The organism is Agromyces aerolatus, from assembly GCF_031432255.1.
Lineage (GTDB): Bacteria > Actinomycetota > Actinomycetes > Actinomycetales > Microbacteriaceae > Agromyces.
This window is the reverse complement of the sequence record NZ_JAVKGQ010000014.1, coordinates 23916-38407: the sequence shown is the minus strand read 5'-3', so window position 1 is coordinate 38407 and position 14492 is coordinate 23916. Positions and strand designations below refer to the sequence as shown.

Here is a 14492-nt window from a genome sequence, read left to right as displayed (position 1 = left end):
AAGAAGCAGAGAAGTTCTTCGCACGAATCCGGTTCGCGGTGCGTGCGCGCGTCACAGGCTGGTTCGCACCAGGAGGCGGGCGCCGAGGCCCGCACCACCGCCGACCGACACGAGGAGCCTTCCCATGAGCACGATCCGACCCGGTGACCAGACGCAGACGGCTGCCGAGCTGCAGCTCGAATGGGACGCCGACGCCCGCTGGGACGGGGTTCGCCGTGACTACACCGCCGAGGACGTCATCGCGCTTCGCGGTCCGGTCCGTGAGGAGCGCACGCTCGCCAAGCGCGGCGCCGAGAAGCTGTGGCAGGACATCCAGCAGAACACCGGTACGGCCTTCGCGCCGCAGGAGGACCCGCAGTGGTCGGCCGCGCTCGGCGCGCTCACCGGCAATCAGGCCGTGCAGCAGGTGCGCGCGGGCCTCAAGGCGATCTACCTGTCGGGCTGGCAGGTCGCGGCCGACGCCAACCTGAGCGGCCAGACCTACCCCGACCAGTCGCTCTACCCGGCCAACTCGGTCCCCGCGGTCGTGCGCCGCATCAACAACGCGCTGCTCCGCGCGGGTCAGATCGAGACGGATGCCTCGTCGAGCGGTGTGACCGACTGGATGGCGCCGATCGTCGCCGACGCCGAGGCCGGCTTCGGCGGCCCGCTGAACGCCTACGAGCTCATGCACCAGATGATCGAGGCCGGCGCGGCCGGAGTGCACTGGGAGGACCAGCTCGCGAGCGAGAAGAAGTGCGGCCACATGGGCGGCAAGGTGCTGATCCCCACGAGCCAGCACATCCGCACCATCAACGCGGCACGGCTCGCGTCGGACGTCGCGGGTGTTCCGTCGATCATCATCGCGCGTACCGACGCGCTCGCCGCGACCCTCATCACGAGCGACCACGACGAACGGGACCGGCCGTTCGTGACGGGCGAGCGCACCGCCGAGGGCTTCTACCACGTGCGGAACGGCATCGAGCCGGTCATCGCCCGCGGCCTGGCCTACGCCGAGTACGCCGACCTGCTGTGGGTCGAGTCGGCCGAGCCCGACCTCGAGCTCGCGCGCCGCTTCGCCGAGGCCGTGCACGCGAAGTTCCCGGGCAAGCGGCTGTCGTACAACTGCTCGCCGTCGTTCAACTGGAAGCGCCACCTCGACGACGACCAGATCGCGAAGTTCCAGCGCGAGCTCGCGTCGATGGGCTACGCGTTCCAGTTCATCACGCTCGCCGGCTTCCACTCCCTGAACCACGGCATGTTCACGCTCGCCAAGGACTACAACGAGCGGCACATGTCGGCGTACGTCGAGCTCCAGGAGGCGGAGTTCGCCTCGGAGGCCTCCGGCTACACGGCCACGCGCCACCAGCGCGAGGTCGGCACCGGCTACTTCGACCGGATCGCCACGGCATTGAACCCCACCAGCGCCACCCTCGCCCTCGTCGGATCGACCGAGGAAGAGCAGTTCCAGCACTGACCCGCGTACGGGTCCGACCCGCGTGCGGGTCGACGAACTCCGAGGAGACACCATCATGAACACCACGCCCACACTGACGCTCGAACGACCGCAGCCCGAGGCATCCGCGCCCGCCCTCGAGCCCGCGACCGGGTCCGGCAGCTTCCGCGCCCACCGGCCGCGCATCGAGGTCACCGCGCCGCTCGGCGAGCGGTACGCGGAGATCCTCACGCCCGAGGCGCTCGCGTTCCTGGCCGAGCTGCATGACCGGTTCGCGCACGTCAGGCACGACCTGCTCGCGGCGCGTTTGCAGGGCCGCGTGGACGCGGCGAACGGCCGCGACCCGAAGTTCCTGCCCGAGACCGCCTCGATCCGCGCCGATCGCTCGTGGCGGGTCGCCGGGGCCGGTCCCGGGCTCGAGGACCGCCGCGTCGAGATCACCGGCCCGACGGATCGCAAGATGGCGATCAATGCCCTGAACTCGGGTGCGAAGGTCTGGCTCGCCGACCAGGAGGATGCCACGAGCCCCACCTGGGCGAACGTCGTCGAGGGCCAGCTGAGCCTGTTCGACGCCGTGCGCGGGAACCTCGGGTACACGAGCCCCGAGGGCAAGGAGTACCGGGTCACCGCGACCGAGACGCCGACCATCGTGATGCGCCCGCGCGGCTGGCACCTCGTCGAGAAGCACCTGCGGTTCCACGATCGCGCCGGCCGGGCGATGCACGCCTCGGGCTCGCTGGTCGACTTCGGGCTGTACTTCTTCCACAATGCCCAAGCGCTGATCGGGGCCGGCCGCGGACCGTACTTCTACCTGCCGAAGCTCGAGTCGCACCTCGAGGCGAAGCTGTGGAACGACATCTTCGTGTTCGCGCAGGAGGCGCTCGGCATTCCGCAGGGGACGGTTCGCGCGACCGTGCTGATCGAGACGATCCAGGCCGCGTTCCAGATGGACGAGATCCTCTACGAGCTGCGCGACCACTGTGCGGGCCTGAACGCGGGCCGCTGGGACTACATCTTCTCGATCGTGAAGACGTTCAGGTGCCGCGGGCGGCGGTGGGTGCTGCCGGATCGCACGAGCATCACGATGACGGTGCCCTTCATGCGCGCGTACACCGAGCTGCTCGTGTCGACGTGCCACCGGCGCGGCGCATATGCCATCGGCGGCATGAGCGCCTTCATCCCGAACCGGCGGCGTCCCGAGGTGACCGAGCGCGCCCTGGAGCAGGTTGCGGCCGACAAGCGCCGCGAGGCGACGGACGGCTTCGACGGCACCTGGGTCGCACACCCCGACCTGATCCCCGCCGCGCGGTCCGAGTTCGACGCCGTGTTCGGCGACCGTCTCAACCAGCTCGACCGGTTGCGCGAGGACGTCGAGGTCACGGCGGCCGATCTGCTCGACATCTCGTCGGCGGGCGGCCAGGTCACGGAGGCCGGCGTGCAGTCCAACATCTCGGTCGCGATCCGCTACCTCGAGTCGTGGCTGCGCGGCACGGGCGCGGCCGCGATCGACGACCTCATGGAGGACGCGGCGACGGCCGAGATCGCGCGCTCGCAGATCTGGCAGTGGCTGCACGAGAACATCGAGACCGCCGAGGGCACGCGGATCGACCAGACCAGCATCGTGCGCCTCATGGCCGCGGCGGTCGCCGAGCTGCCGCGATCCGAGGGCGACCGCTTCGACGACGCGATCTCGGTGTTCCGCTCGGTCGCGCTCGAGCCCGAGTTCCCGACCTTCCTCACGATCCCCGCGTACACGCGGTTCCTCTGAGCCGTCCGCCCCGCGCCATCTCTTACCTACCGCGCCAGCCACGACCGTCGTGGCGGGCGCGGTAGGTGGCGCGTGGCGCGGTGAGCCGGAACTGGCGCGGCAGGCGAGATGTGGGGCGGGACGCAATGGGGCGCGGATGCCTCGGGCAGCGGCTGCCCGTCCCGTCCTAGCGGATGACGTCGTGCGCGGCCCAGGTCGCCAGCTCGGTGTGCGTGGCCGCGCCCTCCCAGTCGCCGGGATGCGTGCATGCCGCAGCACCGTTGCGGATGGCCAGCTCGAGTCGCGCTGCCGCATCTCGGCCCTGCATGAGGCCAGCCAGGTACGCGCCCGCGAACGCATCTCCCGCGCCGACCGTGTCTGCGACCGCCACGGGCACCGCAGGCCGCGCCGACCACACACCGGCGACGAGGCTCCCCGCGCCGCGGTCGCCGAGCTTCATGACGACCTCCGACGGACCGAGCGCCGAAAGCCCGCGCGCGAGTGCCTCAGGGCCATCGGTGGCGTCGGTGCCGAGTACGAGTGCCACTTCGTCGTCACCGGCGAAGACCAGGTCGGCCGCCGCCACGAGTCTGCGGTAGATCGGTCGTGCATGATCCGACGACCACAGGCGGCTGCGATGGTTCACGTCGAAGGCCACGCGCGCGCCAACGGCGCGAGCCGCAGCGAGGGCGCCGAAGACCGCGCGCTGCGCGCTCACCGAGAGCGCGGGGGTGATCCCGGTCAGGTGGAGCACATCGTCGGCCACCAGCTCGGCGCGATCGATGTCATGGGTGTCGAGGCGGCTCGCTGCACTGCCGGCCCGGTAATACTGCACCTCGGTCACCCCGGAGCGAGGCGTGTCCTTCAGCAGTATCCCCGTCGGAGCCATCGGGTCGACGGCTGCACGGACATCGACTCCCTCTGCGCGCAGCTCCCGGACGACTCGCCGGCCGATCGCATCATCGCCGACCCGGCTCACCCAGCAGGCCGCGACGCCAAGACGGCGCGCGGCGATCGCCGAGTTCGACTCCGCCCCGCCGACACCGACCTGCGCATCGCCCAGGAGTGCGAAGCCGCCGTGCGCCGTGGAGCGCACCACGCCGATGCTCTCGCCGAGCGTCACCAACCGGCTCATGCGCGTGCCGGAGCCAAGCGGGCGGCGTCTCGACTGAGCTCGGCGATACGCTCGCTGTCGCAGCGCTCGACGGCGTCGGCCGGAAGCATCCAACTGCCGCTCACCGCGGTCACCGACTCGATCTCGAGATACGCGGCGGCGTTCGCGGTCGATATGCCGCCGCTCGGGATGAGGCCGACGGCCGGAAACACCGCGCTGAGCGACCTCAGGAATCCCGGGCCGCCGAGGGCGCCGGCCGGGAAGACCTTGACGCACCGCACGCCGACCGCGAGGGCCGACATGAGCTCACTCGGCGTGGCGATGCCGGGAAGCATGGGCAGGTCGAGGCGGTGAGCAGTGGAGACGGCCTCGCGGTCGAAGCCGGGAGCTACGGCGAAGGCCGCACCGAGGCGGTGCGCCGTGACGACGTCGTCGGCGGTGAGGGCCGTGCCGACCCCGAGCACGATCTCAGGGACTTCGTCGCGGATCGCCGCGACGGCATCCCAGGCGCGCGCGGTGCGCAGGGTCACCTCGACGCACCGGATCCCGCCGGCGAGCAGGCCGCGCGCCGCTGAGACCGCTGAGGCGGGATCGGCCGCGGTGAGCACGGGGACGACGCGACCCGAGGTGACGGTGCCGGGAAGCGTATGCGTCACGCCTCGGCCATCCACGTCACGAACTCGACCCCGCGCGCGACGACCGTGTCGAGCAGCTCCCTCCCGAGACGCTCGTCGGCGAGCTCAGGTGCACCCAGCGCGCCCGTGGGGGTGAGCTCGTCGAAGTCACGTGACATGAAGATCCCGACCTCGCGCTCGGGGATGGCCTGGCCGCGGAGGAGCGGATGGGCCGGCGGGATCAGCTCCGCCGCAGCCGGCGGGGGAGCGACCACCAGCTCGGGCGCGATCGCCATCGCGAGGCTCGTCTCGACCTCGCACGCGTGCCCCGTGAGCGGGCTGCGGGCGATCTTGGCGACCACGTCACGACCCAGCAGCGACCAGTGCGCGACCGCGATGCGCACGCCGAACCGCTGCTGGGTCTCGGACATCCATGCGGGAAGGAACGCGAGATTTCCGCCGTGCCCGTTCACGATCAGGAATCGCTCGAATCCGTGACGCATGAGCGAGGTCACGAGGTCTTCGAGCTGCGCGGTGAGCGTCGACACCCGAGCGGTCATCGTCCCGGGGAAGTTCCGGTGGTGCGCCGAGAACCCCACCGAGACGGTGGGGGTGACGACGGCTCGCCCAGCGGCGCCTTCGGCGATGCGCTGGGCGAGCCGTTCGGCCACGACCGCATCCGTGCCCATCGCGAGGTGCGGGCCGTGCTGTTCGGTCGCCCCGAACGGGATCAACGCCACCCGCGCGACGCGTGCGAGCTCGGCGAAGCGCGCAGAGCTGATCCTCGAGATGCGGTACTCGGTCACGATGAACTCCTCGTCAGAATCGCTCGTACGCCATGTACAGGTCGCCGACGAGCTCGCCGCCCTGGATCCGATCGCGGATCTCGCCCTCGATCTCGACCGTCTTCTCCGACTCGAGGAGGACCTCGGTGGCGACTTCGGCGGGGATCACGACGATTCCATCACAGTCGCCGACGATGAAGTCGCCGGGGCGGACGGGCACCCCGCCGCAGACGACCGGCGTCTCCATGTCGACCACGTTCCAGCGGCCGCGAGCGTCGCGCGGGACGCGGAAACGGTGGAAGACCGGGAAGTCGACGTCGAGGATCGCGGCGGTGTCCCGCATGCCACCGTCGATCACGGCGCCGACCGCCCCGCGGGCCATGGCGCCCGTGGTCAGCAGCTCGCCCCAGTGACCGGTGGTGCGGTCGTCGGAGCAGTCGAACACGGCCACGTCATACGGCTTCAGCGCGTCGATCATGCGCGGCCCGAGGCGGATGGCCCGCTCCGTCGAGCGCTCGGGCTTGCCCAACGCGGTGTAGGCGCGGCCGGCGACGCGGTCGGTCAGGCGCAGCGACTTGATGTCCTCATGCATCACCTGGTTCCAGAAGCCCAGGTCGTCGAGGACGTCCGCGATGGCGGGGACGTAGATCTTCTTGAATCGCTCGCACATCTCTGCGAGCGGGATGTCCGTGGACATGGTGCTCCTTCAGTAGGCCGGCCGAGTGCCGCCGATCGTCGACGGCGGTCCCAACCGAAGCGGACCGCCGCGTTACATGAATTAGACATCGACAATCTGGATTTGGCAACTTGAAAGATGGATGTACTATCCATATAGATCCTCCACGGCGCGAGACCCCGCGCAGTGTCCCACTGACCGCGAGGTTGCTGACATGCTGATGTTCCTTACGAAACGCGCGGCGATGACCGTGTTCGTCTTGTGGGGCGTCTTGACGGTGATCTTCCTCGTCGTGCGGGTGGTGCCCGGCGATCCGGCGCTCACCCAGCTCGGGCCGACCGCGAGCGAAGAGGAGCTGAACGCCTTCCGCGAGCGATTCGGGCTGGACCAGCCGCTGTTCGTCCAGTACTTCGAGTTTCTGCGCAATGCCGTGGTCTTCGATTTCGGCGATTCGTTCCGGCTCGGTGGACCGGCGATCGAACACGTGATGGACCGGCTCCCGGCGAGCCTCATCCTCGCGGGCACCGCGATGCTCATCGCACTCGTGGTCAGCTTCCCGCTCGGAGTCCGGGCCGCGCTGAACCCCGGCGGCTGGGCGGACCGGATCTCGAGCGTCGCCTCGCTCACGATCCAGGGGCTGCCCACGTTCTGGGTGGGCATCATGCTCATCCTCATCTTCGCCAGGCTGTTGAACGTGCTGCCCAGCGGCGGCGGGGGCTCATGGCAGCACGTGATCCTCCCAGCCGTGACCATGTCCCTCCCGCTCATCGGCGTCATCATCCGCCTCGTACGGAGCGGCCTGCTCGAGGTCATGCGCGAGGGCTATGTCCAGACCGCCCGCTCGAAAGGCCTGGGCGAGCGCGTCGTGGTGGGAGTGCACGGGCTGCGCAATGTGCTGATCCCCGTCGTGACGGTGCTCGGCCTGCAGTTCGGGGTCCTGATCGGCGGTTCGGTGGTCGTCGAGATGGTGTTCTCCTGGCCCGGCATCGGCCGGCTGCTGATCGAGGCGATCGGCAATCGCGACTACCCGGTCGTGCAGGCCGCGGTCGCGGTCATGGCCATGGTGTTCGTCGCCCTCAACCTCATCGTCGACCTCCTCTACGGGGTCCTCGATCCGCGGATCCGTCAAGGAGCCTCCCGATGACCGGCAGCACCGTCATGACCGTCACGCCGAGCAAGCCGCTCCTGCGCCGACGTTCCTCGGCCCCCCTCTGGATCGCAGTCGGCGTCCTCGTCCTCTTCGTGCTCGCCGCGGCGATCGGCCCACTGCTGCTCGGTTACGACGGCACCAAGGTCGACAACGGCGCACGCCTGCTGCCGCCGGGCAGTGTGCTCAGCAACGGCCAGATCGCATGGCTCGGGACCGATCAGGTCGGCCGCGACGTGGCCGCCCAGATCATGCAGGGTGCGCGGGTCTCGCTCATCGTCGGCGTCGCCACGCTGGTCCTCGCTGGATTGCTGGGCACGCTCATCGGGGTCGTGTCGGGATACTACGGCGGAGCCATCGACTCCGTCTTCATGCGCATCGCCGACATCCAGCTCGCCTTCCCGTCGATCCTGCTCGCGATCCTCATCTCGGCGATCCTCGGCCCGAGCATCGTGAACGTCATCATCGTGCTCGCCATCTCACGATGGGTGACCTTCGCGCGGGTCGCTCGCAGTGCGACGCTCGCGGTCAAGGACCGTGAGTTCGTGCAGGCCGGGCGACTGCTCGGCGCACCCGATCTCTCGCTGCTCGTGCGGTATGTGCTGCCGAGTGCGCTCTCCTCGCTCGTGGTCGTCGCGACCGTCGAGTTCGGCCTCGTGATCATCGCGGAGGCGTCGCTGAGCTTCCTCGGCCTCGGAACCACCGATGCGATGCCCTCGTGGGGGCTCATCATCGCCAACGGCCGCGACTACATCCCGAACGCCTGGTGGATCTCGACCTTCCCGGGCATCGCGCTCGCGATCGTCATGGTCGCGATCGGCGTGCTCGGCGACCGGCTCCGCGACCGGCTCGACCCGGCCCTCGCGTGAGGCCGGGCAGCGCCCACAGACCGACCTGCCGCCTCCGACGCTTCAGAAAGAGACTCCCGTGAACCTTCCGATGCACATCGACGCGGCCGTCGACGGTCCGCGCTTCGAGGTGCGCAGTCCGGTCGACGGCAGGATCGTCACGACCGCACGTGATGCTGCGCCCGACGAGGTCGATGCCGCGGTCGAATCGGCCGGGCGTGCCGGTGAATCGCTCGCGCGCCTCACCGCGTTCGATCGTGCCGATCTGCTGCGCGGTGCCGCGGCCAACCTGCGTGCCATGACGGAGGAGATCGCTGAGATCGTCGCCTGGGAGACCGGGCGACCGCTCGCGAGCGGCCGCGACGAGGTCGCGAAGGCCGCGAGCGGGCTCGTGCTCGCGGCTGAGGAGGGCGTCCGGCTGGGCGGTGAGGTGGTCCCGGTACGGGCAGCCGACCGGCACACGATGACCACGAGGCATCCGCTCGGCGTGTGGGCCGTGCTGAGCCCGTGGAACTTCCCCGTGAACATCCCCATCGAGTACCTCGGTCCGGCCATCGCGACCGGCAACGGTGTCGTCTGGAAGCCCGCGCCGAGCACGGTCGGCTCGGCCGCGCTCGTCATGGCCGCGTTCCGCGACGCCGGACTGCCCGACGGCGCGGTGCAGCTGCTGACCACCGACCGCATCGACACCGCCTCCACGCTCGTCTCGCACCCGGGCATCGCCGGCGTCGGGCTCACGGGGTCGACGCCCACGGGTGAGGCCGTCGCGCGCCTCGCCGCCGGCAAGGAACTGATCTTCGAGCTCGGCGGCAACGGCCCGGTCCTCGTCTTCTCCGACGCCGACCTGCCGCGCGCGGCAGCGGCGATCGCCGCATCGGGGTTCTCCGCGTCAGGCCAGATCTGCTCCTCGACGGGGCGCGTGCTCGCCGACCCGAGCGTCGTCGACCGCCTCGCCGACCTCATCGCCGATGAGGCCCGCGGATATCGGCTCGGCGACCCCTTCGACGCCGACACGGTCATCGGGCCCGTGCACGACACGGGGATCGCCCGCCGGGTGCGCGAGCGTCTGGCTTCGGCGGTGGCGGCCGGCGCTCGGGTGCACACACCTGACGACGCGGACGATCGGTCGACGGAGTGCTATCTGCCGCCGGCGGTCGTGTCCGGTGTGCCGCTCGGGCACCCGCTCGAGGCCGAGGAGTCGTTCGGCCCGGTCGTGCCGATCGTCGCCGTGCACGACGACGACCTCGTCGCCACCGCCAACGCGGGCGCGCACGCGTTGTCGGTCGCGCTGTTCACGAGCGACTACCGCCGCGCGATGACGGCGTCGGCGACCATGCGATTCGGTTCGGTCGTCGTGAACGACCGGCCGTCGTACTGGGAACTCCACCTCCCGTTCGGCGGCTGGCACGGCCGCGCCTCCGGAAGCGGCCGCGTCGGGGTGCGCGAGGTGGTCCGCCGGATGACGCAGACGAGGACGACGACCTTCGCCTGGTAGCCCGCGCCGGCACCGAGCGAGCCCCAGAGACCTCCACCGCCAGACCTGCACCGCCCGCATCACCGCTCACCTGCACCACCTGCCTCACCCGAGAACGAAGGAGTAATCGAAGCATGAGAATCGCATCATTCGCACGCCGCAGTGCGCTGGCCGGCGCGCTCGTCGCCGCGCTCACGCTCACCGCGTGCGCGTCGGGGACGAACGAGGACTCGCCGAGCGAGCTCATCGTCGCCAACCCGATGTCCGTCGCGTCGATCGACCCGCACGGCCCCGGGAGCGGCGACCGGCCGACCATCACCGTCGCGCAGCACGTGTTCGACACGCTCGTCGTCCGTGACGGCGCGGAGTTCCTGCCGAGCCTCGCGACCGAGTGGGACAACAGCGACCCCAACGTCTGGCGGTTCAGCCTCGTCGAGGACGCGACGTTCCACGACGGCACGCCCGTGACCGCCGAGGATGTCGTCGCCTCGTATGAGCGGCTCATCGAGCTCAAGGGGCCGCTCGCGAGCACGTGGGCTGCCGTCGAGTCCGTGATCGCGGAGGACGAGCACACCGTCGTGTTCACGACCACGACCCCGCTCGGCACGTTCCTCAGCAATCTCGCGCTGCTGTTCGTCGCACCGGCCGCGAGCATGGATGAGACCGACTTCTTCCTGGAGCCGATCGGATCGGGGCCGTTCGTGGTCGAGTCCTTCACGCCCGGTGACCGCACCGTGATGACGAAGAACGAGGACTACTGGGGCGACCAGGCGCAGGTCGATCGGCTCGTGATCCGCGAGATCCCCGAGGTCTCGTCGCTGGTCGCCGCACTCGAGACCGGCGAGGTCGATCTCACCTGGGGCATCGCCCCCGACCAGATCGCGACCGTTCAGTCGATGGGTGACGTCACGCTCGAGTCGATGCCGAGCTTCCAGTACTACATGAGCTGGTTCAACTCGTCGCGTGAGCCGTTCACCGACCCTGAGGTCCGTCGCGCGCTCTGGCACGCCGTCGATGTCGACAGCCTCGTCGAGCAGCTGTTCCCGGGCGCGGCCGAGGTCGCCTCAGCGCCCATCCCGTCGACCGTCTTCGGCTGGTCGGAGCAGACGCCCTACGAGTACGACCCCGAGCTCGCCAAGCAGATGCTCGCCGACGCGGGCTATCCGGACGGATTCGACTCGGCGCTCGACATCTCGGTCGGCGGCGGTCCGCAGATCCGGCTCATCGCGCAGACCATGATCTCGGACTGGCAGGAGATCGGCGTCGACGTCGAGCTGCAGGAGAAGGAGCGCGCGGTCTGGCTCGAGGACCTGCTCGCCCTCAACTGGGACATGAACCTGCTCGTGAACTCCGTGCTCACCGGCGATGCCGACTTCACGCTGGGCCGTCTCTACCCGAGCGAGGCCAACCGCACCGGCTACGCCAATCCGGAGCTCGACGAGCTCCTGGCGGCGGCGAAGGCCACGGTCGACCAGGACGAGCGGCTCGCCCTCTACGAGGAGGCGAACGCCATCATCTGGAACGACGCGGTCGGCATCTTCCCGATGGAGCTGCTCGCGAACTACGCGTGGAAGAACACGGTGCAGGGCTTCACGCCCGACCCGAATGAGACCCCGCGGTTCACCGCGGTGTCCGTCGAGTGACCGAGTACCCGGACAGCTGAACGACCGAGAAGGAGCCGCCATGTCACCCGACCCAGGGGTCGTACTCGAGGCGACCGATCTGCAGATCGAGTTCACCACGCGCGCCGGAGTCGTCAGGGCCGTCGACGGCGTCTCCTTCTCGGTCCGCCGTGGCCGGACCCTCGCCATCGTCGGTGAGTCCGGTTCGGGCAAGTCCACCACCGCGCTCGGCATCACGGGCCTGCTGCCCCGGCCGGCCGGCCGCATCGCCGGCGGTTCGGTCCGGTTCGAAGGCCGCGAGCTGGTCGCTGAGGAGCAGTTCCGTGCGGTGCGCGGCGACGGTGTCGCGATGATCTTCCAGGATCCGATGAGCTCGCTGAATCCCGTGATGACCGTCGGCAAGCAGATCGGCGAGGCGCTTCGTCGCCGACGCGGGTTCAGTGCCAAGGCCGCGCGAGCCCGGGCGATCGAGCTCATGGAGCAGGTCCGCATCCCCGCGGCGACGCAGCGAGTGGATGCCTATCCACACCAGTTCTCCGGCGGGATGCGTCAGCGAGTGATGATCGCCCTCGCGCTCGCCCTCGAGCCCAAGGTGCTCATCGCGGATGAGCCGACCACCGCCCTCGACGTCACGGTTCAGGCGGAGATCATGGCGCTTCTGGCCGATCTGCGCGACGAGCGGGACATGGGCATCGTCCTCATCACCCACGATCTCGGCGTGGTCGCCGAGTCCGCGCACGAGGTGCTCGTGATGTATGGCGGGAAGCCGGTCGAAGAGGGTCCGGTGACGGACGTCTTCCCGAACCCGGCTCACCCGTACACGGCCGGCCTCCTCGCCTCGATCCCGCGGATCGATGAGCTCCAGGACCGGCTGCCGGCCATTCCCGGCCAGCCACCGGACCTGAGGCGATTGCCCGAGGGCTGCGCGTTCAGCGCACGCTGCCCGATGGTGCAGGACGTGTGCCACACCAGTCGGCCCGCCTTTCTGCCGGTGGCTCCGCACCGGTCGGCCGCGTGCCACTTCGCTCGTGAAGGAGTCCCCGCATGACGACGCCGTTGCTCGAGGTCGACGACCTCGCCGTCAGCTTCCCGCTGAAGCGTTCGTCGCTGAGGCTGCACGCGCCGCGGCTGCACGCGGTCGCGGGGGTCAGCTTCTCGGTGCGCGCGGGTGAGACGGTCGGCCTCGTCGGGGAGTCCGGCTCGGGCAAGTCCACCATCGCGCGCGCGATCGTCGGACTCGAGCAGGTGACCGGTGGCGACATCCGCTTCGACGGCGAGTCGCTGCTCACCATGTCGCGTGGGCGCCGGCGCGAGGTGGGCCGTCAGATCCAGATGGTGTTCCAGGACCCGTACTCGTCCCTGCACCCGCGAATGACCGTGCTCGACGCCATCTGCGAGGGGTGGCGGCACAACCCCGGTATCGTGCCACGGCAGCAGTGGAAGCCCCGTGCACTCGAGATCATGGAGCGGGTCGGTCTCAGTCCCGATCATGCGAGCCGGCTCCCCGGGCAGTTCTCTGGCGGCCAGCGCCAGCGCATCGGTATTGCGCGGGCGCTCGCCCTCGAACCGCGGATGATCGTCTTCGACGAGCCGGTCTCGGCGCTCGACGTCAGCATTCAGGCGCAGATCCTCAACCTGCTCGCCGACCTCCAGCGCGACCTGGGCCTGACGAGTCTCTTCATCGCGCACGACCTCGCCGTGGTGCGCCACATCTCCGATGACATCAACGTGATGTACCTCGGCAAGCTCGCGGAGACCGGCCCCGCTGAGGCCGTGTTCGGCGATCCGCGGCACCCGTACACGCGCGCGCTCCTCAGCGCCGTCCCGCAGATCACCGTGAACCCTTCGGCACGACCGGACGGGACGCGTGGCCTGTCGGGTGAGATCCCGTCGCCCGCCGATCCGCCGTCGGGATGCCGGTTCCGGACCAGGTGCCCGCTCGCCCAGCCGCAGTGCGCGGAGGTCGTCCCGGGATTCGTCGACCTCGGCGACCGGCATCGCGCGGCCTGCCATCTGGTGGTCGCATGACCATCAGGGTCGCGGTGGTCGGTCTCGGCTGGATGGGGCGCGACCACGCCAGGGTGCTCGCCGCGCACCCCGAGGTGGAGCTCGTGGCCGTCGTCGACCGGGACCCCGATCGTGCCGCGCGGGTCGCGGCCGACACGGGCGCCCGGCCCACGGCCGACGTGTCGCCGCTGCTGACCGAGCTCGACGCGGTGAGCGTGTGCACGCCGGATGCCGCGCACGAGGCGCTCGTGGTCGCCGCGCTCGATGCCGGCGCGCGCGTGCTCGTCGAGAAGCCGATGGCCACGTCCGTCGCCGCTGCGAAGCGCATGCTCACGGCCACCGGCGGCGATGACGCTCGGCTGACGGTCGGTCATCTGCTGCAGCACGACGCACGTGTGGTGCGCGCCCGCGCGGCGATCCAAGACGGGGCACTGGGCCGCGTCTGGCACGCCCGCGTGCGACGGCACGCGAGCCGTGCGGTCGCCTCGCATGTCGCGGGGACGAGCACGGTCGGCTGGTTCGGGACGATCCACGACGCGGAGCTCCTGCTGTCCGTCATGCCCGCCGACGCGGTGGAGGTCCGGGCCGCCGGGCGGCGGAACCTGGTCTCGCCCGGCTGGGATGTCATCGACGCCGCGGTCGAGTTCGCGGATGGCTCGTACGGCACCCTGCACGAGTCGTGGACGCTCGCGCCGACCCGCCCGAATCGCTCGGACAGCGGATTCACGATCGTCGCCGAGCACGGCAGCATCGACGTCGATCTCGGGCACGGCCAGGTGCTCGTCGCCGGTCTCGATGGCGCGAACGCGCCCGACGTCATGCACTATCCCTCGGCGGAGCTCGCCGATGCATCCGATCTGCAGACCGAGCTGCACACCTGGATACGCACCGTCCGGACCGGCCGGCAGCATGGGGTCGGCGGCCGCCGCGCAGCGCGAGCGGTCGCACTCGTCGCGGCCGTGCACGACTCCCTCGAAACCGGCCGTCCGCATCGGCCGGCAACCATCCCGTGATCGAAACGAG

General features: G+C 70.1%; 13 protein-coding genes. 9 read left to right on the top strand and 4 right to left on the bottom strand.

What is annotated here, in order from left to right; all coding sequences use genetic code 11:
* The first annotated feature begins 124 nt into the window (after positions 1–124).
* Positions 125–1456, top strand: coding sequence for an isocitrate lyase (gene aceA / locus RH864_RS15320; RefSeq protein WP_310518439.1), 1332 nt, complete (start codon positions 125–127; stop codon positions 1454–1456).
* Between the two features lie 55 nt (positions 1457–1511).
* On the top strand, positions 1512–3203 hold the full coding sequence (aceB, locus tag RH864_RS15315; protein WP_310518438.1) for a malate synthase A: 1692 nt from the start codon (positions 1512–1514) through the stop codon (positions 3201–3203).
* 166 nt (positions 3204–3369) lie between these two features.
* On the opposite strand, the gene RH864_RS15310 is transcribed toward aceB, so the two are convergent.
* From RH864_RS15310 to RH864_RS15295, 4 genes are read right to left on the bottom strand one after another with little or no spacing between them, the layout of a single operon-like run.
* Positions 3370–4317 carry a sugar kinase gene (locus RH864_RS15310; protein ID WP_310518437.1) on the bottom strand — a complete coding sequence of 316 codons (948 nt, stop codon included), beginning with the start codon at positions 4315–4317 and terminating at the stop codon, positions 3370–3372.
* Positions 4314–4952, bottom strand: a complete 639-nt coding sequence (eda, locus tag RH864_RS15305; RefSeq protein ID WP_310518436.1) for a bifunctional 4-hydroxy-2-oxoglutarate aldolase/2-dehydro-3-deoxy-phosphogluconate aldolase — start codon at positions 4950–4952, stop codon at positions 4314–4316. The genes RH864_RS15310 and eda overlap by 4 nt, the downstream gene beginning before the upstream one ends.
* The gene (locus RH864_RS15300) at positions 4949–5716 is read right to left on the bottom strand and encodes a creatininase family protein (protein WP_310518435.1); all 768 of its coding nucleotides are present in this window, start codon (positions 5714–5716) and stop codon (positions 4949–4951) included. Before RH864_RS15300 ends, eda begins: the two co-directional genes overlap by 4 nt.
* A 13-nt stretch (positions 5717–5729) precedes the next feature.
* Positions 5730–6392: an RraA family protein gene (locus tag RH864_RS15295; RefSeq protein ID WP_310518434.1), complete on the bottom strand. Its 663-nt coding sequence runs from the start codon at positions 6390–6392 to the stop codon at positions 5730–5732.
* Positions 6393–6585: 193 nt separating this feature from the next.
* On the opposite strand from RH864_RS15295, the gene RH864_RS15290 reads away from it, so the two are divergent.
* The 7 genes from RH864_RS15290 (at position 6586) to RH864_RS15260 (ending at position 14482) form a co-directional block, all read left to right on the top strand.
* Positions 6586–7515, top strand: coding sequence for an ABC transporter permease (locus RH864_RS15290; protein WP_310518433.1), 930 nt, complete (start codon positions 6586–6588; stop codon positions 7513–7515).
* Complete coding sequence (locus tag RH864_RS15285; RefSeq protein ID WP_310518432.1) at positions 7512–8387, top strand: ABC transporter permease; 876 nt, start codon at positions 7512–7514, stop codon at positions 8385–8387. Before RH864_RS15290 ends, RH864_RS15285 begins: the two co-directional genes overlap by 4 nt.
* A gap of 58 nt (positions 8388–8445) precedes the next feature.
* Positions 8446–9861 carry an aldehyde dehydrogenase family protein gene (locus RH864_RS15280; RefSeq protein ID WP_310518431.1) on the top strand — a complete coding sequence of 472 codons (1416 nt, stop codon included), beginning with the start codon at positions 8446–8448 and terminating at the stop codon, positions 9859–9861.
* Between the two features lie 113 nt (positions 9862–9974).
* Complete coding sequence (locus tag RH864_RS15275; RefSeq protein WP_310518430.1) at positions 9975–11483, top strand: ABC transporter substrate-binding protein; 1509 nt, start codon at positions 9975–9977, stop codon at positions 11481–11483.
* Between the two features lie 40 nt (positions 11484–11523).
* Positions 11524–12510, top strand: coding sequence for an ABC transporter ATP-binding protein (locus tag RH864_RS15270; RefSeq protein WP_310518429.1), 987 nt, complete (start codon positions 11524–11526; stop codon positions 12508–12510).
* Positions 12507–13490, top strand: coding sequence for an ABC transporter ATP-binding protein (locus RH864_RS15265; protein WP_310518428.1), 984 nt, complete (start codon positions 12507–12509; stop codon positions 13488–13490). The genes RH864_RS15270 and RH864_RS15265 overlap by 4 nt, the downstream gene beginning before the upstream one ends.
* A complete protein-coding gene (locus RH864_RS15260; RefSeq protein ID WP_310518427.1) occupies positions 13487–14482 on the top strand; it encodes a Gfo/Idh/MocA family protein in 996 nt (331 codons plus the stop codon). Before RH864_RS15265 ends, RH864_RS15260 begins: the two co-directional genes overlap by 4 nt.
* Positions 14483–14492 lie beyond the last annotated feature (10 nt).

What these genes read in the sequence shown, in the direction of transcription:
- aceA (WP_310518439.1), top strand. Translation starts at nt 125, where the DNA reads ATGAGCACGATCCGACCCGGTGACCAGACGCAGACGGCTGCCGAGCTG.
- RH864_RS15275 (WP_310518430.1), top strand. Translation starts at nt 9,975, where the DNA reads ATGAGAATCGCATCATTCGCACGCCGCAGTGCGCTGGCCGGCGCGCTC.
- RH864_RS15260 (WP_310518427.1), top strand. Translation starts at nt 13,487, where the DNA reads ATGACCATCAGGGTCGCGGTGGTCGGTCTCGGCTGGATGGGGCGCGAC.
- RH864_RS15265 (WP_310518428.1), top strand. Translation starts at nt 12,507, where the DNA reads ATGACGACGCCGTTGCTCGAGGTCGACGACCTCGCCGTCAGCTTCCCG.
- RH864_RS15285 (WP_310518432.1), top strand. Translation starts at nt 7,512, where the DNA reads ATGACCGGCAGCACCGTCATGACCGTCACGCCGAGCAAGCCGCTCCTG.
- RH864_RS15310 (WP_310518437.1), bottom strand. Translation starts at nt 4,317, where the DNA reads ATGAGCCGGTTGGTGACGCTCGGCGAGAGCATCGGCGTGGTGCGCTCC.
- RH864_RS15290 (WP_310518433.1), top strand. Translation starts at nt 6,586, where the DNA reads ATGCTGATGTTCCTTACGAAACGCGCGGCGATGACCGTGTTCGTCTTG.
- RH864_RS15295 (WP_310518434.1), bottom strand. Translation starts at nt 6,392, where the DNA reads ATGTCCACGGACATCCCGCTCGCAGAGATGTGCGAGCGATTCAAGAAG.
- RH864_RS15270 (WP_310518429.1), top strand. Translation starts at nt 11,524, where the DNA reads ATGTCACCCGACCCAGGGGTCGTACTCGAGGCGACCGATCTGCAGATC.
- aceB (WP_310518438.1), top strand. Translation starts at nt 1,512, where the DNA reads ATGAACACCACGCCCACACTGACGCTCGAACGACCGCAGCCCGAGGCA.